We start from the raw sequence: 24,238 nt of genomic DNA, 5'->3' as shown, positions 1-24,238 counted from the left end.
CTTCCTTGCGTATTGGTGACATGGGTTGGTCATGTCACCGCCTGTATTGGCGTAACATCACTCCTATTGGCAGGACACCGACGGTACACGTACCGCTATCGGTGCGAATCGTTTCTGACAAGAGTAGGTAACATGACACAGCATGACGTGAAGGCTGGCGAGCCGCAGGAAGAGGTCATCGAATGGAAATGGCAGGGCAATACCCTTGAGCTTGGCATGACGCGTCAGGGCCAAGGGCCAGCCGTACTGCTGCTACCGGCGTTGTCTACCATCTCGACGCGTCACGAACTGGATGTACTTCAGGCGCGGTTGGCAGAGCGCTTCGAGGTAATCACCATTGACTGGCCCGGTTTCGGTGATCGGCCACGCCCCTTCGTCGACTGGAATGCGGCGGTGCTGACCGAATTTCTGACCTTTCTGCTCGACGATGTCATCTTCATGCCTGACGCGATCATTGCGGCAGGCCACGGTGCTGGGCTTCTGCTCAGATATCTGAAGGTGAATCCCGGCAGCGCTTCCAGAATAGTGCTGATCGCACCGACCTGGCGCGGCCCGCTGCCGACCGCGGTCGGCGAGCGCAAGCCGTGGTTCGGCCATCTGCGTTATCTGGTTGACCGGCCGCTGGTGGGGCGGTTCATTTACCGTCTCAACATCAGCGACATGATGATCAGGCGGATGACCTCTGGACATGTCTATGAGGATGGGCAGTGGCTTTCCGGTGAGCGGCTGCGTGACAAGCGGCGTGTGACTCATGCCAAAGGCGCCCGCCATGCCTCGGTGCGCTTTGTTACCGGCGGGCTCGATCCTTTTACCCAGCGTGCTCAATTCGTCGCGGCGTTGGAAGAGGCCAATACCCCAACACTGATGATCCTGACTCAGCGCATGCCGCCACGTTCGCGTGCCGAGATGGAGATGCTTGCCAAGCTGCCCAATGTCGAGACGGCAAGGCTGCCACATGGCAGGCTCTCGGTGCATGAAGAATTTCCTGATGATGTTGCTGAGGCGATCCTTGCATGGTGGGACAAGGCGTAAGCCTAGTCACTCCTCCCTATACCCTCTGAGGTCCTCTGTGGCCGGCAACGGGAGCCGGCCATATCCCACCGTTAAGCCAACGAGATGACTATGGTTTCTGCTAAGGCAGCGTTGTGATCGGTTTCCTCCTCTCAGCATCACCACACTGATATAGCTTGCACAAACGCCCCTCATGTACTGCACTTCAAAAGATGGATTGTTGCCCTGAATAATTACGACGATCAAATAATGATACGGCGTTATTTTATGAGGTTTTTTGAACTGATTTTGATTATTAACTTAGTTTAGAACTATTAATTATTTATAAGTGGAATGCTCTATAAAGCTATAGCATTTTAAAAACTATTCATTGAAAACGAGTATTATATGAGGAATGAAGCATGAGCAGGATGTTGAATAGATTTATAATGCCATTGATGTTGGCCATTATTTTCCTGCTTTTTCTAAATATCTATCGCTTTGTTCCGATGCGGGGTGATGATTATTCTTATTATTTGCTGGGTTTATCGCTTGAATCTCATATCAACCACTACATGATGTGGAGCGGTCGATTCATCGCTGATTATATTGCGTCATTTATGACGGGAATCCAGAACCGCTGGGTTATCGTGACGTTGAGTTCTCTCGGTAATATGCTGCTTGTCTATAATATTGCAGCGATTCCCAAGGCCTTTGATCGTTCAGTCAGCAATATCACTACAGCATTATTTCTGTTTGTCGTTTTTATTCTATTCTGGATATCCCACCCCTCAATGGAGGACACTGTTTTCTGGGTGGTGGGCGCGGCTAACTATATCTGGCCTGTCATCTTTATCGTCTTTTACCTGCGTCGATTGATCAGTGCTTACGTATATGGCATTGAAAAGAAAGGTATCGAGTTAAGCCTTCTGTTTGGTTCCGCTTTTCTCGCCGGCTGGTCCAATGAAGTCGCAAGCATGGCCGTCTTGTTCATGACTCTCATGTTTGTGGGTGCTGCGTTTTATCGTAACAGGACATTGCCTCGTTATTTGCTTGGCAGCTTGGCGTTTAATCTGATCGGTACGTTATTGCTGGTGCTGGCGCCTGGTAACTTTGTCCGGGCCGCGAGCACAGGCTATATGCATGATGGTCTTCATGGGCTGTTAGTGCGTGTGGCGAGGTTCTTGATCAAGTACGTGCCGGATATGTTGGCGGCTAATTTATATGTCTTTTTTGCGGCCATGCTTATTTATCTTTTGTATGCCGTGCAGAGAAGAAGCCATACCGCGTCAGAACATAAAAGCGCCTATATTGTAGCCGCCATTTTGTTGGCTGGGTTCTTTATCGCCAATGCCATTGCCTTGGTAACGCCTCCGCTACCGCCAAGGGCAATGACGGCGCAGTTCGTTTTTTTGCTCTGCTTTATTACCGCGTCTTTGTATTTCCTGCTCCGCCTTTATCGCCTGATTGCCGTGGCAAGTATTGCCCTTGTGCTTCTGCCCATCTTTGCCTTTTCCTATTATCTGATTTACGTCGATTACCAGTCGCTTTATATCCAGGACCGTATCAGTAAAACCGTCATTGCCGAGGCGAAACAGGACGGAGAGCGCCATGTGGAGATTCCGCACTATTTCAATCGCGCTGTACTAAAGGAACAGGACGGTTGGGGTGATTTTATTGATGCCAATATGGCGAAATACTATGGCGTTGAGCGCATTACCGGCTTCGATGTAGGCTTCGATTATTCGGTTATCTCCGATCCTTGTGACTTTCAAACCAAGGTGGAAATTGATGGACGCAGCGAATCGTTATGTACCCGAGCCTATTACGATGTCTACCCCAGCCGGACGATGACGTTGGTCTTTGAACTTGATGATTCCCTGCCTGGACCTGAAGAGGCGCAGTATTTTATCAAGATTGATAAAAAGGATGCCGAGCCGGAGGCCAAAGAAGAAGAGGAGGCTTATGCCTTCAATAACGCAGAGGGTGAAGAATATGTCGTGGATTCACAGTTGCCCAGCGTTGATCTGCTCGACCGTACGTTTGCATTTGTAACAACGGCGCAGATAAAGCATCCAAATGACATAGGATCGATCGATATTGATGTAAAGCGTTACCAATAAAACGACCAACGCCCCGCTTATTGCGGGGCGTTGGTCGTTAGAGGTGAAAGAAAGATCAGGCCAGGCTTTGTTGCCCGGTCATCTTGCCGCGGCGACGTCGCTGAAGCATGACGACCAATGCAAACAGTGCCAGCGCCGGCAGCCATAGCCACTCCTTGGCCCAGCGCTCAGCCGGGGCGCGCACCGCGACGATGGTCTGGTCGAAATCGAAGCCGAGCTTGCTGGCCTGACTATTGTACGTTGCCATGTCGACCATGGTCTTGTCGTCCTGTTCCATCAGCATCAGGCCGAGGTTGTCGAGTCGCTCTGCACCGGTCGCGCCCTCAACCGCCGGCACGTCGATCACAAAGCTGGTCGGCGCACCGTAGTCATCAAGCCCTTCGATCCTTACCCGCAACGATTCATCTTCTTCCAGCTCGCCGTAGGCCTGCTCGAACTGCGCCGGCGCAATATCCTGCCACGGCGAGACGATTTGATCCTGCCAGAAGCCGGGGCGGAACAGGGTGAAGGCAACCAGCAATAGCAGCACGCTTTCATACCAGCGATTCTTCACTACCAGCCAGCCTTGGGTGGCGGCAGCAAAAATCAGCATCGCTACGGTGGCAACAATGAAAATGACTATGCCGTGCCACAGATCGACGTTGATCAGCAAAAGGTCAGTATTGAAGATGAATAGAAACGGCAGCAGTGCAGTACGCAGGCTGTAGTAGAACGCCTGTAGGCCGGTCTTAATCGGGTCACCGCCGGAAATTGCGGCGGCGGCGAACGAGGCCAACCCTACCGGTGGCGTCACATCGGCCATGATGCCGAAGAAAAACACGAACAGGTGCACGGCGATCAGCGGCACGATCAGGCCGTTCTGCTGGCCGAGGCTGACAATCACCGGGGCTAGCAGCGCCGAGACGACGATGTAGTTGGCGGTGGTGGGCAGGCCCATGCCGAGGATCAGGCTCAGCACGCCGGTCAATATCAGCATCAATAGTAGATTGCCCATCGACAGCGTCTCGACCAGATCGGCAAGCACCAGGCCGACACCGGTCTGCGAAACCGCACCGACGATGATCCCGGCAGTTGCCGTAGCGATGCCGATGCCGATCATGTTGCGTGCGCCGTCGACCAGCCCCCACCACAAGTCACTGAACCCTTCGGCAATGTCGGCACCAAGATTGGAGCGGCCGCGGAACAGCGCATTCAGCGGGTGCTGGGTGACCATGATTACGATCATCATCACCGTCGCCCAGAACGCTGCTAGTCCCGGCGACAGGCGTTCGATCATCAAGCACCATACCAGTACGATTACCGGCAGCAGATAGTGCAATCCGACCATCACGGTGGGGCGAGTCTGTGGCAACACGGTGATGTCGGTATCAGGGGTGTCGTGTTCGAGCTCGGGATAGCGTGAACCGAGCTTGAGCAGCGCGACATAGACCACCATCAGCAGTACCGCGATTACCCACGTGGCCGAATCGCCCAGCGCCGGTTTGAGCCAGCCAAGGCCATAGTAGACGATCGCGGATAGCGCCATCAGGCCGATCAGCCCGGTCAAAAAGCCAAGCAGTTTGTTGAGTAGCGGCCGCGGCGGATTGCTGCTTTTAAGCCCCTCCATGCCTGCTTTTATCGCTTCCAGATGAACGATATAAAGCAGTGCGATGTAGGAAATCATCGCGGGCAGAAACGCATGCTTGATGACTTCCACATAAGGGATGCCGACATACTCGACCATGAGAAACGCCGCCGCACCCATTACTGGCGGCATGATCTGGCCGTTGACAGAAGAAGAGACTTCTACGGCACCGGCCTTTTCAGCAGAAAACCCGACGCGCTTCATCATCGGGATGGTAAAGGTGCCGGTAGTCACGGTATTGGCAATGGATGAGCCGGAGATAATCCCGGTCAGGCCCGAGGCGACCACGGCAGCCTTGGCCGGTCCGCCGCGGTAATGGCCCAGCGCTGAGAAGGCGACCTTGATGAAATAGTTACCGGCGCCGGCCTTCTCCAGCAAGGCGCCAAACAGCACGAACAGAAACACGAAGCTGGTAGAAACGCCCAGTGCGATGCCGAACACGCCTTGCGTCGTCAGCCATTGATGATTGACCAGTGCCTCAAAGCCTACGCCGCGGTGGGCCAGCATGCCCGGCATGTAAGGGCCGGCCAGCGAATAGCCGAGAAACACCAGCGCAACAATGGTCAACGGCGGCCCCAGCGCGCGGCGAGTCGCTTCAAGCAGCAAGACCAAGCCGGCAATGCCGACAATAACGTCCTGAGTGATCGGGTTGCCGGGACGTTGCGACAGTTGATCGTAGAAAAAATAAAGATAAAGCGCTGCAAAAGTGGCAACAAATGCCAGCGCCCAGTCCGGTAGCGGGACGCGTGTCTTGGGGGAGCGTTTCATCGCCGGGAAGGCGAGAAAGGCCAAAAACAGGGCAAACCCCAGATGAATCGAGCGCGCCTCGGTAGCGCTGAATACGCCAAATCCGGCCATATAAGGCAACGGCGAGGCAATCCATAACTGAAACAGTGACCAGGCACAGGCAATACACAGCAATAATCGCTGCGGAAAACCATGCAGCTTGCGGCCACCGGTGTCGGCCGCGGCAGCGAGATCCTGCGCATTTGGCGTGGCGTTGTTGGACGTGTTGGTGTCATTCATATCGAGAGTCCTCGGGCAGACGGATCGCGCTCACCCGTAATCGACAACGCGACGCCTTTGGATGTCAGAGGCGCCGCGTCACGAGACAGCTACCGCTGTCTCGTTTCAACGAGAGAGGTCGGGATCAGTCTTTCAGCCAGCCGCGTTCTTTGTAGTAGCGCTTGGCGCCTTCGTGCAGCGGCGCGGAAAGCCCTTCATTTACCATAGTCTGCGGATCGAGGTTAGCGAAAGCAGGATGCAGACGCTTGAAGCGATCAAAGTTCTCGAATACCGATTTTACTGCAGCATAGACCAAGTCCGGATCGGTATCGCTGGAGGTGACCAGAGTTGCGCCAACACCAAAGGTCTTGGTGTCATCGGGATTGCCTTTGTACATGCCGCCGGGAACGGTATAGAAACTGTAGTAGGGACGTTCTTCAACCAGCTTCTGAATAACCGGGCCGTCAAGAGGAATCAGACGAGCATCCGTCGTGGTGGTCGCCTCCTGAATCGAGCCATTGGGGTGACCGGCTACAAAGACCATTGCATCGATGTTGTTATCCGCCAACGCCGAGGACTGTTCAGATGAATCAAGCTCAGAGGCGAGCGAGAAGGTGTTCTTGTCCCAGCCCTTGGCCTTCATCACGACTTCCATGGTGGCGCGGTTGCCCGAGCCGGGGTTGCCGATGTTGACACGCTTGCCCTTGAGATCATCCAGCGCCTTGATGCCGGAATCGCTGCGTGCCACCAGTGTCAGAGGTTCGCCATGGAGAGCGAAGACGGCGCGCAAGTTCTCGTACGCTTTACCCTCGAACTGGCCTTCGCCGTGGTAGGCATTGTATTGCACGTCGGACTGGGCCACGCCCAGGTCAAGATCGCCGTTACGAATACCGTTGATGTTGGCAACGGATGCGCCGGTAGAAGGCGCATTACACTTATAACCGCTGTCGCCCTGGTTGACGAAACGGCAGACCGACTGACCGACCACGTAGTAGACACCCGTCTGGCCACCAGTGCCGATCGTCATGAATTTATCCTGCGCCTGTGCAGGTGCGGATAGTGCGGCTGCTCCGATCATCATACCGAGCCCTGACAGCAGGCCGGTAAGTGCGTGACGTTTCTTCATGGGTCGAGTCTCTTTTTTTGATTAGTGGAATATGAGCTATCGGCTGGCACATGCTTGTCATGAATGCCGCATTGCCTTGAGGTGCCGATGAATCCTGGGGTCGTTATCGCTATTGCTTGCCCCGGGGTATCGTCAACATACAGTTTCTTGGTTACAAACTGCAAAAAAAATCTATCCGAATCCTGATAACGCTAAGACTTCCAGCTTACCTCCCCTGTTAGCATGCTAAAAGTGGGTAAAAACACCTGAAAAGAGACTTAAAACGCTCAGGTTTTGCTGGTAACAGCCGATAGCGTCCGATGGCGAGCATACATTAACCACGCCACCCACAGCATTGACAATAAATATGAGCATGGCGTAGAAGGCCTGCCGTCGCTGGCTAGCCACGCTGTGCTTGGCGACAGGGAATCAGGGCAATGATGAAACAAAGCGTCAAGGCGAGGCTGACGTTTACGCTGGCGGTATGTGGGATATTGATAAGCGTAATCGGCGCAATCGGCGCCTGGGGACTCGGCAGTGCCAACCGGGCGCTGGGACAAGTCTACGAAAATAATGTTCTGCCAATGGAGGTGGTCTCATCGCTGCGCAGCGCGGCACTTGAACTAAGCGCGCGGATGCTCGACCCGATCCGGTTACCCTCACCCAGTGAGGTCGAGCGTCTCGAGGCAGAGGTGAGTAACTACCAGGCGCGCAACGAGTCCCTATGGGAACGCTATCTGGAAATGATCCCCGCCGCAGGAGAGGAGCGCAAGCAAGCCCAACAGCTCCAGGCAGATCATAAGGCGTTCAATGAGGGCGTCAACGAGTTCATGACCTATTTGCGTGGCGGGCAGTACTTCAATGCCGGCGCCTTCTATGATGATACCTTGCTTGTCCAACTGGAAAGGCTGCGCGATGATCTCAACGCACTGGTTGAGCAGCAGCGCAGTGAGGCGCTGTCGGCTTACCAGCAAGGACAGCAGGATTATCAGTTGCAGCGGCTCGCGATCTTTTCATTGATTGGGATTGCCCTGATCGTGCTGATCATCGTAGGCACTTGGCTGGTGCGGGGTATCCTCAGGCCGCTTGAGCAGGCGCGATATCTTGCCGACCGGATCGCCAACGGCCATCTCGATGGCCAGATTGAAATTCATGCGCGTGATGAGTTCGGCGACATGCTGCACTCACTTTCCGCGATGAATAGTCGTCTTTATGACATTGTCAGCCAGGCACGCCATAGTGCCCATGAGGTCAATAGTGCCGCTCTAACGCTATCCAGTGCCAACAGCGATCTTGCCCAGCGCACCCAGACGCAAACGGCCAGTCTGGAGGAGACAGCATCGTCGATGGAGCAGATGACCGCTACTGTCCGCCAGAATGCCGACAATGCCCATCAGGCTGATCAACTAACTACCAGCATGCGCGATCAGGCTGTCGCTGGCGGCGATGTCATCGAGCGGGCGGTCGCGGCGATGGCGGAGATCAACGCGTCAAGCCAGCAGATCGCCTCGATCGTTTCGCTCATCGAAGGCATTGCCTTCCAGACCAATCTGCTGGCGCTCAATGCCGCTGTCGAAGCGGCACGTGCCGGCGAGCAGGGCCGTGGCTTTGCCGTGGTGGCAGGCGAGGTGCGGCAACTTGCCGAACGTAGCAGTAGCGCTGCCAAGGAAATCAAAACGCTGATCGATGACAGTGCGACACGGGTTGAGAATGGTGGGGCGCTGGTGCGTCAATCAGGGGAGACGCTATCAAGCCTCGTCACCAGTATTCGCCGCTCCTCGTCCATCATTTCGGAAATCGCCGTGGCGAGCCGTGAACAGTCCTCGGGTATCGAGCAGGTCAATACCGCGATCACCCAGTTGGATGATATTGCACAGCGCAACGCGGTGCTGGTTGACGATGCCGCCAGCGCCAGTCAGTTACTGACGGGGCAGGCGAGTGCGCTGTTGGCGCAGATGGCTTTTTTCCGTCTGGAAAGTGACGCTAGCCAGCGTGTGGCAAGCAAGCCGCTTGACGTCGAGCATGACACAGACAGTCTCCCTGCAGAGCTGACGCTTGCCTGAACGCACGCTATGATCGTCTGCAAAGCGCCTCGGACTTCCGAGGCGTTTTACAATACGTCTTAGGCCATGGCAGTAATGGTAGCGTACGTCGATTCAATAACAACTGCGAGCGGCGCTGAACCGATCACGCCGCGCTTCAGGAGGTTTCGACCATGGCGGCAATATTGGCGATAGCGCCGATCTTCGGCCTTATCGTTCTAGGGTACCTGCTCGGTTGGCGGCAGTGGCTGAGTGCCGATAGTGCTGGCGGCCTTTCGCAGATCACCTTCAAACTGTTCATGCCCTGTCTGCTGTTCGTCGGCATCGCCAAGGCGCCGCTGGGAGATGCGCTTTCGCCCGTGCTGCTATTGGTCTATTTCGTGCCGGCGCTGCTCGTCTTCGCCTTGATCAACATCTTCGCCCACCGCGCCTCAGGTGGGCCAACCGCGTTCGGATTGGCCGGCAGCTATTCCAATAATGTGCTGGTGGGCATTCCGATGATCACGGCGCTGTTCGGACATGATGGCCTGGTCTATCTATTTGCTCTGCTGGCAGTGCATAGCCTGATCCTGTTTTCGATCCAGTCGTCCTATGCGGCGCTAGGACTGGGTAGTAAACAGCGGCCGGGCCTTAAAATGTTATTCAAGAATCTTGCCAACCCGCTGGTGATCGGTCTGCTGCTCGGCGTGGCGGTTAACGTAAGCGATCTACCTCTGCCCAGTACGCTGTGGCAAATGCTTGAGTGGCTATCGCGTGCAGCATTGCCGTGTGCGCTGATCGTGCTGGGCATTGGACTGACCCGCCATCGGCTGCGCTCGAGTCCGGTGATCTGGAGTTTGTGTCTACTCAAGCTGATCGCCTTTCCACTGATTGTTTGGGGGCTTAGCACGCTGGTTCCCGGATTGTCACCGTTGGCTCGGCACGTGCTGGTACTTGCTGCGGCTAATCCCATTGGTGTCAACGTCCTCGCCTTCGCGATGACACCGGAGCAACAGCGGACCATCGGCGGCAGTATTTTCCTGTCGACGCTTCTAGCGGCGTTTACGCTACCCCTGTGGATGATGGTGATGAGTCAGGACTGAGGTTCTGCCCGCGGTCAGCGTCATATTTACGGCGTTGGCGGTAGTGTGTGAGTGATAAAGGCTTCCTGACAGGAGGCCTTTTTCATATCGGTTTCAGGGTGTGCCAGAGCACACTTGGGTTACAGGACTTTAGTCAAAAGGACTTTAGTTCAAAGGACGTTGGTTGAATTGTCGCCTACTCCGGTTCCCGCAATAGTACGGCCAGTACATTTAACATAGGGCTGCGATGACAGTGGGTGGCCAACGCTCGACGTTATCGTAATAAAAACAAATTGGGAGCATGGGTATGACAGTAATTTCTAACGTGGTGAAAGGGCTTGGCTGTGTGCTTTTCCCTCTCGCGCTGGCTGCCCCGGCGCATGCCGCCGATGTAGAAGTACTCAATTGGTGGACATCCGGGGGTGAAGCCAAGGCGCTCGGCGTACTCAAGGATGACTTGGCCGAGAAGGGAATCGGCTGGAAAAACATGCCGGTCGCCGGCGGGGCGGGTACCAATGCGATGGCAGTGCTGCGCTCACGCGTCGCCTCGGGCAATCCGCCGACAGCGGCCCAGATTCTAGGCTTTGATGCCCGCGATTGGGCCCAGCGTGACACGCTAGCCAATCTCGATCAGGTGGCCCAGGAGCAGAACTGGAGCGAGGTGCTGCCTCAGGCGTTGCAGGAATTCACCAAGTACAACGGCCACTGGATCGGCGCGCCGTTCGAGATTCACTCCACCAATTGGGTGTGGGGCAACAAGGCGTTGATGGATAAGCTGGGTATCGAGCAGCCCAAGAGCTGGGATGACTTCCTCGCCGCGCTCAAGAAAGCCAAGGATGCCGGCTATATCGGTCTGGCCTATGGTGGACAGCCATGGCAGGACGCTACGGTTTTCGAAAACGTCGTACTGGCGTCTGGTGGGGCGGACTTCTATCGCCAAGCGCTGATTGAGCTCGATGAGAATGCGCTGAAGTCGGACACCATGGTCAAGGCCTTCGATCAACTGCGTGAATTGCTGACCTACAAAGATAGCAACTCCTCGGGCCGTGACTGGAATTTGGCCACCGCCCTGGTGATTAACGACAAAGCGCTGTTTCAGATCATGGGCGACTGGGCCAAGGGTGAGTTTGACAATGCGGGGCTCAAGCCTGAGCAGGACTTCGTCTGCTTCCGTACGCCAGGTACCCAGGGCGCGGTAACCTTCAACAGCGACCAACTGATCATGTTCAAGACGGATGATCCGCAGCAGAAGGAGTACCAGGAAACGATGGCGAAGACCATCATGTCGCCTGACTTCCAGATTGCCTTCAGTCAACTCAAGGGTTCGGTGCCGGCGCGCATGGACCTCTCCGCCGACAAGCTCGATGCCTGCTCGCAGAAGGGTTATGAGCAGGTCAAACAGGCCGCCGACGCTGACAAGCTGATGGGCAGTCTCGCCCACGGCTATGCGGCGCCTGCCTCGGTCAAGAATGCCGTGTTCGACATTGTCTCTTCGTTCGTGAACAGCAATATGGACAGCCAGACGGCCGCCACGCAGCTCGCCCGCGCGGTGCAGGGCGCCAAGTCCTAAAGGCCTAGTTGTTGTTGTATTGAACCCCGCGACGGCGGGGTTTCTCACTTCACGTCACGGATAGAATGTCATGTCACACTCATCTTCCAAGCGGGAGATGAGTGCGCGCGCACGCTGGCAGGCCTGGTTACCCAAGCTCGTCCTGGCGCCGTCGCTCGCACTCGTCCTGTTCTTCGTCTACGGCTTCATTCTGTGGACAAGCTATATCTCATTCAGCGCCTCCGACATGTTGCCCAACTACACCTGGGTCGGCACGCATCAGTGGTCGCGTCTCTGGGGCTCATGGACCTGGGGCATTGCACTGCACAATATCTGGGTGTTCAGCCTGCTTTATATCGTCAGTTGCACGCTGCTGGGGCTGCTGCTGGCTATCCTGCTTGATCAGCGCATCCGCGCTGAAGGACTGCTGCGTACCATCTATCTCTACCCGATGGCGCTCTCGTTCATTGTCACCGGTACTGCCTGGCAGTGGTTCCTGAATCCCGGTTTGGGGCTTGAGAAAACAATGCATGAGCTAGGCTGGACCAGTTTCAGCTTCGACTGGCTGATCAATGCCGACATGGCGATCTATACGGTGGTGATCGCGGCAGTATGGCAAGCAACCGGCTTCGTAATGGCGATGTTCCTCGCTGGGCTGCGCGGCATCGATGGCGAAATGATCAAGGCCGCCCAGATCGACGGCGCGCCAGTCTGGAAGATCTATCTGCGTATCATCATTCCTCAGCTGCGTCCGGTATTTCTGAGTGCAGTAGTGGTGTTGGCACATCTGGCGATCAAGAGCTTTGATCTGATTGTGGCGATGACGGGCGGCGGGCCGGGCAATGCCACCACGGTACCGGCAACCTTCATGTACTCCTATGCCTTCTCGCGTAACGAGATGGGCATTGCCGCGGCCAGCGCAGTGTTCATGCTCGCCGTTATCGCTGCACTGATCGTGCCCTATCTCTATTCTGAACTGCGAGGGCCACGTTCATGAGCACTACGGCTCCAATATCGCGCGCCAGCATGTGGCCGCGCATTGTTCTCTATGCAGTACTGATCGTGTTCGCGGCACTGTTTCTGATGCCGCTCTACGTGATGCTGACCACCTCGTTCAAAACGCTGGCCGAGATTCAACAGGGCAACATGCTGGCGCTGCCTGAACAATGGACGCTCACGCCGTGGCTGGAAGCGTGGGGCAGTGCCTGTATCGGCCTCGATTGCGACGGTATCAGCGGTTATTTCTTCAATAGCATCAAGATTGTTATTCCGGCGGTCGTCATTTCGGCACTGTTCGGGGCCTTCAATGGCTATGTGCTGACCAAATGGCGTTTTCGGGGTCATAAGATCGTGTTCGGGTTGATCCTGTTCGGCTGTTTCATTCCGTTCCAGATCATCCTGTTGCCGATGGCGCGGGTGCTTGGCGTGCTCCATATCGCCAATACCACGACCGGGCTGGTGCTGGTCCATATCGTCTATGGCATTGGTTTTACCACGCTATTTTTCCGCAACTACTACGAAACCTTTCCCAACGAGCTGATTCGTGCCGCGATGCTCGATGGTGCCGGGTTTTTCACTATTTTCTTTCGCATTCTGCTGCCGGCATCGGGGCCGATCATTGTGGTGACCGTGATCTGGCAATTCACCAATGTATGGAACGACTTTCTGTTCGGCGTCTCCTTCACCTCGGGCGAAAACGCCCCGGTCACGGTGGCGCTTAACAATCTGGTCAACAGTTCCACCGGCGTGAAGGCGTATAACGTCAACATGGCCGCGGCAATGTTCGCCGCCGTGCCGACGTTGGTCGTCTATGTACTGGCGGGTAAATATTTCGTACGCGGACTGATGTCCGGGTCGGTCAAGGGTTAACGTCGGGTTCGGTCAAAGGCGAATAAAAATGAGTTTTCTGCATATTGATAACGTCAAGAAACGCTTCGGTGACACGACCGTCCTGAAGGGGATCGATATCACCATCGAGAAGGGTGATTTTCTGGTGCTGGTCGGGCCGTCGGGATGCGGCAAGTCGACGCTGCTCAACATGATTGCCGGGCTCGATTCAATCAGCGAAGGCGAACTGCGCCTCAACGGTGAAGTGATCAGTCATGTCCACCCGTCGCAGCGGGACATCGCGATGGTGTTTCAATCCTATGCGCTCTATCCCAGCATGACGGTGGCAGGCAACATCGGTTTCGGCCTGGAGATGCGCAAGGTGCCCAAGCCTGAGCGTGAAAAGGCCATCAAGAACGTCGCACAGATGCTGCAGATCGAATCGCTACTCGATCGCAAGCCGGCTCAGCTCTCCGGCGGCCAGCGCCAACGTGTGGCAATGGGACGCGCATTGGTGCGCGAGCCGCAGCTGTTTCTGTTCGACGAACCGCTCTCCAACCTCGATGCCAAGTTGCGTGTCGATATGCGCACCGAGATCAAGCAGCTTCATCAACGTCTCAAGGCGACCATCGTTTACGTGACCCACGACCAGATCGAGGCGATGACGCTGGCCACCCGTATCGCGGTGATGCGTGGCGGCGAGCTGCAACAGCTCGGCACGCCCCACGATGTCTACGATGATCCCAACAACTTGTTTGTTGCCGGTTTCATGGGTTCGCCGTCAATGAATCTGATCGAGGCGCGTATCGAAAAAGACGGCGAGGAATTGGTGGCCTGGGTCGAAACGGCTGATGATCGGCTCAAGCTGCCGGTAGTGCGCGACCGTGAAGCGCTTGGCGCCTATGCGGGACGCAGGGTAATTCTCGGCCTGCGCCCCGAGGCGATTACCGACTCGCGCAGTGCCAACCATCAGGATGGCATCATTTACGAAGCTGCGCTGAACGTTGAGATTATTGAGCCGACCGGCGCCGATCTCTATGTCGTGACGATGCTCGGCGGACGTGAAGTCAATGCCCGCATGCGCTCGGGTACGGCAGTCGAGGTAGGACAGTCGGCACCGTTTGCCTTCGACGTGGCGCGAATGGTGGCCTTCGACCCTGAGAGCGAGGCGCGCATTCGCTGAGCTATGAGCTGGCCTGCCGGCCGATAACCCGCCGGCAGGTCATTACCCCTACCCTCCATCTTCTTCTCGACCAGTTACGCCGCTGGTGTTTGTCACCTCATATCTTTCTTTTCCCACAACGTTAGTCAGAACTTTAAAGAGAAACGCCGCTCGGCCGACATTAAAGCTGTTCTTCTCATTTTAATTTTTAGCCATCCGGTTCCTTGTGACATTTCGCTTGGTTGACAGTGAATGTCCAACAGCGCGTGGGTGGTCGGGGCTCGTGCGATGATATCACTGCGGTATCTAATGATCTGTCTGCTGGCGCTGCTGCCCGCTTCGGCATGGGCGCAGACGTGGCTTGATAGTGATCGGCTCACCTTCAGCGGCTTCGGCACGCTAGGCGTGGTGCACAACAACAGTGACGAGGCCGACTTTGTTAGTGATCTGGGCCAGCCGAAAGGTGCAGGCGAGGGATGGAGCGCTCGGGTTGATACGCTACTCGGTGCTCAGGCGAGGCTGAAGCTGAATGAGCAGTTCGATATCATGGCGCAGGGGATCAGTCGTTATCATTACACTGGTAATTTCCGCCCCGAGCTGAGCTGGGCCTTTGTGCGTTACATCCCTGCGCCTGATTGGCAGCTGCGCGCTGGCCGCCTGGGCTTGGATTCTTATTTGCTCTCCGATTCCCGCCATGTCGGTTATGCCTATCCGTGGCTACGCCCGCCGGTAGATCATTTTGGAATTCTGCAGCTGGATTATATTGAAGGAGTCGATGCCACCTACCGCCGCCCGCTCGGTGATGGTCTGGCCTGGGCCAAGCTATTTGTTGGCCGCTCGAAAAGTCATGTCGTGCTGACAGACGACCTATCTGCTGAAATCGATATCGACCATGTTTATGGTGGTCATCTCAACTATGCCACCGGGTCCTGGCAGTTTCGAGTGAGCTATACCAAGTCTGATAGCGAGACAAATTTTTCCGGTGACTATACCGGTGGGGTTGATAATGTTTATGCATTGCTTACCTATCAACTGATTAAACAAGCATTTGTTTACAGGAGCATGCAGCTCTACTCCTTAGGCATGATTTATGAGCCGGGCGCTTGGCAGCTACAAGCCATGCGCAATCAGAGCGAGACCGACGAGAATGGCATCATCGATTCAGGCTTTGCTTCTGCCGGCTATCGAGTAGGCCCCACTACGCCTTATGTCATGTTCTCCCGAGTCTGGACCAGTTTTCCGGGGATTCCAGCAGGCCAAAGTTTTGAACAGCAGACTTGGTCACTCGGCCTGCGCTACGACGTGGCCAGCAATCTCGCCCTTAAGACTCAAGTGGATCGAGTCCATGTTCACAAACCGGGGCTGCTGTGGCGGGATACCGGAGCCGACTGGGATAGCGGTGGCGGTCATGTCACGCTGGTCAGCTTCGGGCTGGACTTCGTGTTCTAGGAGAAAGGCCATGCCCCGGATTCATTATCTTGTCATTACGGCACTGCTGCTGCATACCGGCCTTGCGCAGGCCGATATCGCCATGGTCACCAATGCTGATAACGGCATCGATCAGCTGAGTCAGAGCGATGCCCTCAATATCTTCATGGGGCGCTACCGTAAACTGCCCAACGGGGCGCTGGCATTGCCGATCGATCTGGTTCCCCTGAAGGCACGTTTCTACCATGCCTTGGTCAACAAGGATCTCGCCGAAATCAACTCTTACTGGGCGCGCCTGGTCTTCTCCGGCCAAGGTTCGCCGCCCCAGCAGGCCGACTCAGCGGCCGAAGTCATCAATCTTGTGGTGCACAACCCTAGTGCGCTGAGCTACGTCGATGCCGCGCGTGTGACGCCTGAGATGCGCGTCGTGCTCGTGCTGCACGAGTAATCATCATGGACCGTCTGCTTACGCTGTTTCGTACCCGGTTGGCCCTGCGCACGGCAACTATCATTTTGCTGATCGTGGGACTGTTGGGGATGGGTTTTCTATTCCTGGCGGTGCAGATGCGCGCTAGCAGCGAGCAACGGGTCCAGTATACCCGGCTCGAAGAGTTGCTCTCCACGGTAGAGCGCACCACTCAGATCGCCTGTTTTCTAGGCGACCGCCAACTTGCCGGCGAGGTCGCTGACGGGCTATTGAGCAATCGCATCGTTAGTGAAGTGCGCATCGTTCAAAATAGCGGAGAGGTGCTTGCCGATAGTCGCTCCAGCAGCGACTCTCAGGAGGCTAAATCGATCATGCGCGCTGTGCATTCGCCGTTCGAGGCCAACGCTCAGCTGTGTCAGATTACGCTGGTTCCCGATCAGCAGCGCATTGATGCGATTGTCTCTGAGGCGTCGCGCTTTCTGGCTATGGTTTTGCTATTGCAACTGGCGGGACTGGGCCTGTGCGTAGTCGTGGTCGTGGTACGTTTCGTCACTCGTCCGATTACCGGTATTGCTCACCGCTTGAGCGAACTGGAAGTGGAAACCGGTCACAAGCTGCAGGCGCCTCGCGGCAATCATCATGATGAGATCGGTCAACTGGTGGCCAGTGTCAATGCCATGATCGATCACTTGATGACCAGCCTGAGTGAGGAGCGCCGCCTGCGACTGGAGCGCGAGATAGAGGAACGTCGCTACCGCACCATTTTCGACAATGTCGAAGCGGGCATCTTCGAGCTTGACAGCGAGGGGCGGGTCATTGTCGCCAATTCGGCGTTTCGGCGGCTATTTCAGTTGGAGGATACCTTCGATCCGCACCAGCAGGCGGTGGTGCTCAGTGAACTCGCCAGCGAGGGAGGCCCGACGTTCGAAGAACTTGCTGCGCGTGATAGCGAGGCAGGGCGGGCGCGACAGTGGGAGATGGCGCTCGGCAGCGGCGTGCTTAAGCGCTGGGTCAACATCTTGTTGAGTCGTCTTGAGGAGGGGCGCCTGCAGGGGGTGGCTCATGATATTACCGAGCGCAAGCTGGCGACCGACGCCGCTGAGCGGCTGGCACTGACCGACCCGCTCACCGGTTTGGGCAACCGCCTCGGGCTAGAACGGCGGCTGGCGGTAATTGCCCGTCATCATCGTCTCCATCCTGAATGTCATCACGCCTTCGTGGTGCTCGATTTTGATCATTTCAAGTCAATCAACGACACCTACGGCCACCAAGCGGGTGACACGGTGCTCGAACATGTCGCCGGCCTGCTCTCCGGTCTGATCACGCAGCGCGACTATCTTGCCCGGCTAGGCGGTGACGAGTTCGTGATAGTGCTTGATAGGCAGGAGCGGCGCGAGCAGGTCGCCACGCTGCTGACGCATTTTGTTGAACTGCTGGACGACCCCATCATGATCGATGACACGGTGCAGATCCGCATGGGTGCGAGCATCGGTGTGGCACTGCTGGGCGTGGATACTGACGATGTCCAGGAAGCCATGCACTTCGCCGACCAGGCGATGTATCGCGCCAAGCGCGCCGGGCGCAACACCTGGCGTTTCCATGGCGAGTCGCTGACGTCACGCTGTTGAAACGTTATCGCTGGTTTCAGACGCGACTAGCCCATGGGTAAGGCAGGCACGTTGAGATTATTGAGCCGACCGGCGCCGATCCCTATGTCGTGACGATGCTCGGAGGACGTGAAGTCAATGCCCGTATGCGCTCGGGCACGGCAGTCGAGGTGGGGCAGTCGGCACCGTTTGCCTTCAACCCTGAGAGCGAGGTGCGCATTCGCTGAGCCATGAGCTGGCCTGCCGGCCGATAACCCGCCGGCAGATCTTTATCCCGTAGACCCCTCTTCTTCTCGTCCGTTACGCCGTTGGTGTTCGTCACTTCATGTCTTTCTTTTCGACGGGGTTATTCAGAAATTTAAAGAGAAACGCCGCTCAGCCGACATTAAAGCTGTTCTTCTCATTTTAATTTTTATGCCATCCGGTTCCCTGTGGCATTTCGCTTGGTTGACGGCGAATGTCCAACAGCGCGTGGGTGGTCGGGGTTCGTGCGATGATGTCATTGCGGTATCTAATGGTCTGTCTGCTGGCGCTGCTGCCCGCTTCGGCGTGGGCGCAGACGTGGCTTGACAGTAATCGGTTCACCTTCAGCGGCTTCGGCACGTTAGGTGTGGTGCACAACAACAGTGACAAGGCCGATTTTATTCGTGACCTGAGCCAGCCGAAAGGGGCGGGCGAGGGGTGGAGCGCCCGGGTTGATACGCTGCTCGGTGCTCAGGCGAGGCTGAAGCTGAATGATCAGCTCGACATCACGATGCAGGGGATCAGCCGTTATCATTACACTGGTAATTTCCGCCCCGAGCTGAGCCGGGCCGTGATGAGCTACAACCCCACTCCCGATTGGCAACTGCGCGCTGGCCGGCTGGGCTGGGACGCGTATCTACTCTCCGATTCCCGCCATGTCGGTTATGCCTATACGTGGCTACGTCCGCCGGTAGATCATTTTGGAATTCTGCAGCTGGATTATATTGAAGGAGTCGATGCCACCTACCGCCACCCGCTCGGTAATGGTCTGGCCTGGGCCAAGCTATTTGTTGGCCGCTCGAAAAGTCATGTTGTACTGACAGACGACCTATCTGCTGGAATCGATATCAACCATATTTATGGCGGTCATCTCAACTATGCCACCGGACCCTGGCAGTTTCGGGCGAGCTATGCCCAGGGTGATAGCGAGATGGATCTTTCCTTTAGCTATACCGGTGGGGCGGACAATCTATATGCATTGTATCTTAATCATCTGATCAAAAAAGCAACCGATTTCAGCCATATACAGCTCTATTCCTTGGGCATGGTTTATGATCCGGGCGCTTGGCAGTTACAAGCCATGCTCAATCGGAGCGAAACCGATAATGATCTTGTCATTGATTCAGGCTTTGCTTCTGCCGGCTATCGAGTAGGCCCCACTACGCCTTATGTCATGTACTCCCAAGTCTGGATCCGTTATCCCGAGCTGCCAGCAGGCCAAAGCTTTGATCAGCAGACTTGGTCACTCGGCCTGCGCTACGACGTGGCCAGCAATCTTGCTCTTAAGACTCAACTGGATCGAGTCCATGTTCTCGGATCGGGGCTGCTGTGGCGGGGTACCGAAGCCGATTGGGATGGCGGACGGATCACGCTGGTCAGTCTCGGACTGGACTTCGTGTTCTAGGAGTAAGGCCATGCCACGGATTCGTTATCTTGTCATTACGGCATTGCTGCTGAATACCGGCCTTGCGCGGGCCGATATCGCCATGGTCACCAATGCCGATAACGGCATCGATCAGCTGAGTCAGAGCGAAGCCCTCAATATCTTCATGGGGCGCTACCGTAAACTGCCCAACGGGGCGCTGGCACTGCCGATCGATCTGGCTCCCCTGAAGGCACGCTTCTACCATTCACTGGTCAACAAGGATCTCGCCGAAATCAACTCTTACTGGGCGCGCCTGGTCTTCTCCGGCCAGGGTTCGCCGCCCCAGCAGGCCGACTCGGCGGCCGAAGTCATCAATCTTGTGGTGCACAACCCTAGTGCGCTGAGCTACGTCGATGCCGCGCGTGTGACGCCTGAGATGCACGTCGTGCTCGTGCTGCCCGAGTAATCATCATGAACCGTCTGCTTACGCTGTTTCGTATCCGGTTGGCCCTACGCACTGCAATCATCATTTGCTGATCATGAGACTGTTGGGGATGGGCTTTCTATTCTTGGCGGTGCAGATCCGCATGGGCGTGAGCATCGGTATGGCACTGCTGGGCGTGGATACTGATGCTATCCAGGAAGCCATGCACTTCGCCGATCAGGCGATGTATCGTGCCAAGCGCGCCGGGCGCAATACCTGGCGTTTCCATGGCGAGTCGCTGGCGTCGCGCTGTTGAAGCGGCGGCGCTATCTTCAGGCGCGCTTAGCCTATGGGTAAGACAGACATATTGATGCCGAGCTACGCGCCGAACTCTTATTGTATTAGGGCGTTTCTTGCATCAAGGCGCGTAGAGCTGGCACAGCGCCTCGCGGTTAACTATCACAATCTCGCTGTAGTTCACCACGATCCAGCCTAGCCGCGCCCACTGCGCGAGCTTTTTGTTAATCGTCTGACGCGTGCTGCCCAGCAGCAGGCTCAGGTCCTCCTGGGACATGTGAAGATCAATCATCCGCCCCTGTTCGTGGGGCGTCCCATAGGCATCCACAAGATTGATGAGCTGCTTGGCCAGCCGTGATGACAGGCCGAGCGTGGCCTGATCCTCAAGCATGGTGTAGGCGCGCCGCATCATGCGACACAACTGCAATGCAAAGACACGATAGAACTCGGCATAGTCAGCGGCCAGCGCCTGGAAGTTGTGACGGGGCACAATGAACAGCGTGCACGGTCCACAGGCATGGATATCATGGGTGCGCGGCGCACCGTCGAGCAGCCCAATCAGGCCGAACCAGTCGCGCGGGCCATAATAATTGAAGATCGCCTCACGGCCCTCCGGCGATACCGAGCTGATGCGCACCGCACCAGAGAGGATACGGTATAGATGCTCTGAGCGGTCATGCTTGCCGTGGATGCGCTCGCCAGTGTGGTAGTGGCGTATCTGGCCGCAAGTCAGCAGCGCCTCGCGCGCAGATGTGGATAGTGCAGCGAGCAGTGGGTCACAGCGTAGGCCAATGATGGCGTCTTCACACCTGTGGGGCGAACTGAGCGCGCGCGGTAAACCGGCAGACATGGTCATCGAAGTCATCAAGATAAATCAGCGCAGCCAGGCGTGGGTTCAACTCCAGTCATAAAACATATCGTGCAGGGTGGCAATGCGGCCTTGGGCGTGTAGCGGTCATGGCCTAGGTTTTCTCGTCACAACTGTCGGCTGGGTGACAGTCTTCCTGTGCGGCGTGGTGTTTGATAGCGCGACAGGGTTGGCGAGGCGGACCCGGTGGCGGGACGCTACTCATTCAGGTCCGCTGGCAGAGGAGGATGTATGCGCATGAAGAACGTGGGCTTTATCGGGACCGGCATCATGGGCGAGCCGATGGCGCACCATCTGCTCAAGGCGGGCTACACGCTACAGGTCTGGAACCGTTCGGCGCATAAGTTGGATGCACTGATTATGGCTGGTGCGCGGCACTGCGCGAGCGCTGCCGAGGCAGCCCGTGGGGCAGACGTCGTGATCTGCATGCTCAGCTCTGGCCCGGTCTGCGATGAGGTGCTGCTGGGCGTAGATGGTGTGATTGAACAGATGACACCCGGCGCGACACTGATCGTGATGAGTTCGATACCGGTTGAGAGCGCACGTCGCCAGGCCGAGGCTGCGATGGCGAAAGCGGTGCGCTATCTCGATGCTCCGGTGTCGGGCGGACAGCAGGGCGCTCGCGATGGCACGTTGGTGATCATGGTCGGTGGGCCTACTGCCGACTACGACGCGGCCCGGCCGCTACTTGAATGCATGGGACGCTCGACACGGGTCGGCGCGGCCGGTGCCGGGCAATTGGCCAAGCTGACCAATCAGCTTATTGTCGCCGGTACCATCGGCTTGATCGCCGAGGCTTTTACCCTGGCTGAGCGCGGCGGCGCCGATCCACGTGCACTGCGCGAGGCGCTGCTCGGCGGCTTCGCTGACTCGACCATCCTGCGCCAGCACGGCCAGCGTATGATCGAAGGCGACTTCGCTCCCGGCGGTCCGGCTAAATATCAGCTCAAGGACACTACGACAGCGCTCGCCTTGGCCACGACGCTGGGGCTTGAGCTGCCGCTACTGCGCCAGACCGACGCGCTGTTCAAGGCAATGGTCGACCATGGTGATGGCGAGCTCGACCACAGCGGCCTGATTCGTGAGATTCGTCGTCACAATCATCTTGCGCCAGCGGGGGAGTAGCCATGCGCCTTCTGATTACCGGGGGTGGCGGCTTCATCGGTCGCCAACTGACCCAGCATCTGCTGCACGATGGCAGCCTCGCGCTTGAGGGCGCTGCGCTCGAAACTATCGATGAGATCGTGTTGCTCGACAATGCCGCAGTGGAAGGACTGCCTGAAGATCCGCGTCTGCGTGTGGTGACGGGCGACTTATGTGACGCCACGTTGATCGCCTCTCTGACCGCCGAAGCCGACCTGATCTGGCATCTGGCCGCAGTGGTCAGCTCCGCCGCAGAAGCCGACTTCGATCTCGGCATGCGCGTCAACATCGACGGGCTGCGCGTGCTGCTCGACGCGTTGCGGGCGAACGGGGGCCGCTCGCGGCTGGTGTATACCAGCGGCTTCGCCGTATTCGGTGGCACGCTGCCGGAATGCGTCCTCGATGACACGGCGCCGACACCACAGAGTTCCTACGGGATGCAGAAGGCGGTGGGCGAGCTTCTGGTCGCCGATTACAGCCGGCGTGGCTTCATTGACGGCCGCGTGGTGCGTCTGCCGACCATCGTGGTGCGTCCCGGCAAGCCCAACCAGGCCGCCTCGACTTTCGTCAGCTCAATCATCCGCGAGCCGCTGGCCGGTAAACCGGCGCTCTGCCCAGTCACGGCCACAACGCAGATCTATATGCTGTCGCCGCGACAGGCCCAAGTCGCGCTGCTGCATGCGATGTGCCTCAGTAGCGAGTCGTTGGGTGACAATCGCATTATCCCGCTGCCGGGCATCACGCTCAGCGTGGGTGAGATGGTCGCCACGTTGGCCCGTGTCGCTGGTGCCGCTACGGCTGAATTGATCGAGTGGCGACCCGATGCCGAGATTCAGCGTATCGTCGAGAGCTGGCCCACCCGGGTTAACGCTGCCCGTGCCCGGACGCTTGGTTTTGCTCCTGATGACTCGTTTGAGACGATCGTACGCGCCCATATCGAGGATTCCGCTGCTCAGTCGTGGTGAGCATGTTCTGTGGCGTTTACACTACTCCGCCTCGGCAAAGAACGTCTCCAGGACATAGTCAAGATGATCTGCCATCGCCGCCCGCGCGGCGTTGGCGTCCTTGGCTATCAGCGCGTCGAGGATGCGCTGATGGTCTTCCTGGGAACGGTCCGACATGTCGGTGGTCATGTAGAGATCCTGTAGGCGGCGGAACATCACCCCGTATTGGTGGCCCAGCAAATGCTTGATCAGCAGGGCATAGGCAGGGTTGCCCGAGGCCTCGGCGATGCGCATATGAAACAGACGATCACCGGCGTGGCTGTGGGGACGTCCCCCGCCGCCACGTTTTTGCACCCGGTGATTGTCCTCGACGTTGCGCGTGAACGCTTCACGAATACTTTCCAACGCCTCGGGGGTGACGTGCTCAGCGGCCAGTGCCGCCGCCTCGGGCTCGACATGGCGACGCGCCTGAAGCAACGCGTAGGGCGGGATTTCTTCCTCGAAATCGAGAGCCGTCTCATCGCTGAATTCAGGGTCAAGCGCCCACGGCTGCTGGCGTGCCGCCTGGCTCATCACCGGCAGGACACTCGACGACTTCGGCTCCAGCACTACCACGCCGTGGCCGACGCGCACCTCTACCTGTCCGACGACTTCGAGTGCGATCAGCGCCTCGCGTACCGAGGCGCGGCTGACACCGAGCGCCTGGGCCAGCTCGCGCTCGGGCGGCAGCAGCGTGCCCGGAGGGAATTCGCCGCGCTCGATCAGCTGGCGCAGCTGGTCGGCGATTTGGCGATAAAGCCGTTGGGTACGGATGGCCTGAATCGGCATGACGTCTCCCTTGAGAAAATGAGTCGGGCTAAGGCAGTAGCCGAAAGTTTAACATTCCGCTGCGCCTGTCCAGCGTCAGTACAGGCTGCGCCGCCTCGCTACTATCGTTTAAAGGTCAGGCCATTGGCAATTCTGCTTTAATCGCGGCACTACCGTTTGCCGCCGCCAGGGAAAA

General features: G+C 57.1%; 20 protein-coding genes. 16 read left to right on the top strand and 4 right to left on the bottom strand.

Going from position 1 to position 24,238, the window contains the following annotated elements:
• The first annotated feature begins 132 nt into the window (after positions 1 to 132).
• Both C3Z11_RS03975 and C3Z11_RS03970 read left to right on the top strand, forming a co-directional pair.
• Positions 133 to 1,032, top strand: coding sequence for an alpha/beta fold hydrolase (locus C3Z11_RS03975; RefSeq protein ID WP_106476494.1), 900 nt, complete (start codon positions 133 to 135; stop codon positions 1,030 to 1,032).
• 380 nt (positions 1,033 to 1,412) lie between these two features.
• Entirely contained in the window at positions 1,413 to 3,113 is a 1,701-nt protein-coding gene (locus tag C3Z11_RS03970) for a DUF6056 family protein (protein WP_158700919.1), read from the top strand.
• A 55-nt stretch (positions 3,114 to 3,168) separates the two neighbouring features.
• On the opposite strand, the gene C3Z11_RS03965 is transcribed toward C3Z11_RS03970, so the two are convergent.
• Both C3Z11_RS03965 and C3Z11_RS03960 read right to left on the bottom strand, forming a co-directional pair.
• A complete protein-coding gene (locus tag C3Z11_RS03965; RefSeq protein ID WP_106476490.1) occupies positions 3,169 to 5,763 on the bottom strand; it encodes a TRAP transporter permease in 2,595 nt (864 codons plus the stop codon).
• Positions 5,764 to 5,887: 124 nt separating this feature from the next.
• Positions 5,888 to 6,868, bottom strand: a complete 981-nt coding sequence (locus tag C3Z11_RS03960; protein WP_106476488.1) for a TAXI family TRAP transporter solute-binding subunit — start codon at positions 6,866 to 6,868, stop codon at positions 5,888 to 5,890.
• 416 nt (positions 6,869 to 7,284) lie between these two features.
• Between C3Z11_RS03960 and C3Z11_RS03955 the strand changes: the two genes are divergently transcribed.
• From C3Z11_RS03955 to C3Z11_RS03900, 12 genes are all read left to right on the top strand, one after another.
• Positions 7,285 to 8,910, top strand: a complete 1,626-nt coding sequence (locus C3Z11_RS03955) for a methyl-accepting chemotaxis protein (RefSeq protein WP_106476486.1) — start codon at positions 7,285 to 7,287, stop codon at positions 8,908 to 8,910.
• A 152-nt stretch (positions 8,911 to 9,062) separates the two neighbouring features.
• Positions 9,063 to 9,971 carry an AEC family transporter gene (locus C3Z11_RS03950; protein WP_106476484.1) on the top strand — a complete coding sequence of 303 codons (909 nt, stop codon included), beginning with the start codon at positions 9,063 to 9,065 and terminating at the stop codon, positions 9,969 to 9,971.
• A 286-nt stretch (positions 9,972 to 10,257) separates the two neighbouring features.
• On the top strand, positions 10,258 to 11,520 hold the full coding sequence (locus C3Z11_RS03945) for an ABC transporter substrate-binding protein (protein WP_106476483.1): 1,263 nt from the start codon (positions 10,258 to 10,260) through the stop codon (positions 11,518 to 11,520).
• 70 nt (positions 11,521 to 11,590) lie between these two features.
• Positions 11,591 to 12,496 carry a carbohydrate ABC transporter permease gene (locus C3Z11_RS03940; RefSeq protein WP_106476481.1) on the top strand — a complete coding sequence of 302 codons (906 nt, stop codon included), beginning with the start codon at positions 11,591 to 11,593 and terminating at the stop codon, positions 12,494 to 12,496.
• Complete coding sequence (locus C3Z11_RS03935) at positions 12,493 to 13,368, top strand: carbohydrate ABC transporter permease (protein WP_106476479.1); 876 nt, start codon at positions 12,493 to 12,495, stop codon at positions 13,366 to 13,368. Before C3Z11_RS03940 ends, C3Z11_RS03935 begins: the two co-directional genes overlap by 4 nt.
• A 28-nt stretch (positions 13,369 to 13,396) precedes the next feature.
• Positions 13,397 to 14,509, top strand: coding sequence for an ABC transporter ATP-binding protein (locus C3Z11_RS03930; protein WP_106476477.1), 1,113 nt, complete (start codon positions 13,397 to 13,399; stop codon positions 14,507 to 14,509).
• Positions 14,510 to 14,740: 231 nt separating this feature from the next.
• Positions 14,741 to 15,937: a porin gene (locus C3Z11_RS03925; protein WP_106476475.1), complete on the top strand. Its 1,197-nt coding sequence runs from the start codon at positions 14,741 to 14,743 to the stop codon at positions 15,935 to 15,937.
• A 10-nt stretch (positions 15,938 to 15,947) separates the two neighbouring features.
• Positions 15,948 to 16,364, top strand: a complete 417-nt coding sequence (locus C3Z11_RS03920; RefSeq protein WP_106476473.1) for a hypothetical protein — start codon at positions 15,948 to 15,950, stop codon at positions 16,362 to 16,364.
• Between the two features lie 5 nt (positions 16,365 to 16,369).
• Positions 16,370 to 17,971 (top strand): diguanylate cyclase domain-containing protein, encoded by a 1,602-nt coding sequence (locus C3Z11_RS03915; RefSeq protein WP_106476471.1) that lies wholly within the window; start codon positions 16,370 to 16,372, stop codon positions 17,969 to 17,971.
• Positions 17,972 to 18,407: 436 nt separating this feature from the next.
• Positions 18,408 to 19,598: a porin gene (locus C3Z11_RS03910; protein WP_106476469.1), complete on the top strand. Its 1,191-nt coding sequence runs from the start codon at positions 18,408 to 18,410 to the stop codon at positions 19,596 to 19,598.
• A gap of 10 nt (positions 19,599 to 19,608) precedes the next feature.
• The gene (locus tag C3Z11_RS03905) at positions 19,609 to 20,025 is read left to right on the top strand and encodes a hypothetical protein (protein ID WP_106476467.1); all 417 of its coding nucleotides are present in this window, start codon (positions 19,609 to 19,611) and stop codon (positions 20,023 to 20,025) included.
• Positions 20,026 to 20,113: 88 nt separating this feature from the next.
• Complete coding sequence (locus tag C3Z11_RS03900) at positions 20,114 to 20,299, top strand: diguanylate cyclase domain-containing protein (protein WP_158700918.1); 186 nt, start codon at positions 20,114 to 20,116, stop codon at positions 20,297 to 20,299.
• Positions 20,300 to 20,401: 102 nt separating this feature from the next.
• Here C3Z11_RS03900 and C3Z11_RS03895 read toward each other — a convergent pair whose 3' ends face one another.
• Positions 20,402 to 21,136, bottom strand: coding sequence for a Crp/Fnr family transcriptional regulator (locus C3Z11_RS03895; protein ID WP_158700917.1), 735 nt, complete (start codon positions 21,134 to 21,136; stop codon positions 20,402 to 20,404).
• A gap of 243 nt (positions 21,137 to 21,379) precedes the next feature.
• Here C3Z11_RS03895 and C3Z11_RS03890 point away from each other — a divergent pair, with 243 nt between their 5' ends.
• Together C3Z11_RS03890 and denD are read left to right on the top strand one after the other, a co-directional pair.
• On the top strand, positions 21,380 to 22,273 hold the full coding sequence (locus C3Z11_RS03890; protein WP_106476461.1) for an NAD(P)-dependent oxidoreductase: 894 nt from the start codon (positions 21,380 to 21,382) through the stop codon (positions 22,271 to 22,273).
• A gap of 2 nt (positions 22,274 to 22,275) precedes the next feature.
• The gene (gene denD / locus C3Z11_RS03885; RefSeq protein ID WP_106476459.1) at positions 22,276 to 23,256 is read left to right on the top strand and encodes a D-erythronate dehydrogenase; all 981 of its coding nucleotides are present in this window, start codon (positions 22,276 to 22,278) and stop codon (positions 23,254 to 23,256) included.
• A gap of 21 nt (positions 23,257 to 23,277) precedes the next feature.
• On the opposite strand, the gene C3Z11_RS03880 is transcribed toward denD, so the two are convergent.
• Positions 23,278 to 24,063: a FadR/GntR family transcriptional regulator gene (locus tag C3Z11_RS03880; RefSeq protein WP_106476457.1), complete on the bottom strand. Its 786-nt coding sequence runs from the start codon at positions 24,061 to 24,063 to the stop codon at positions 23,278 to 23,280.
• Positions 24,064 to 24,238 lie beyond the last annotated feature (175 nt).

Origin of the sequence: Phytohalomonas tamaricis (assembly GCF_003012345.1) — a bacterium.
GTDB classification, from domain to species: domain Bacteria; phylum Pseudomonadota; class Gammaproteobacteria; order Pseudomonadales; family Halomonadaceae; genus Phytohalomonas; species Phytohalomonas tamaricis.
The sequence above is the reverse complement of the archived record's forward strand: the minus strand, read 5'-3'. Positions and strand labels throughout refer to the sequence as shown.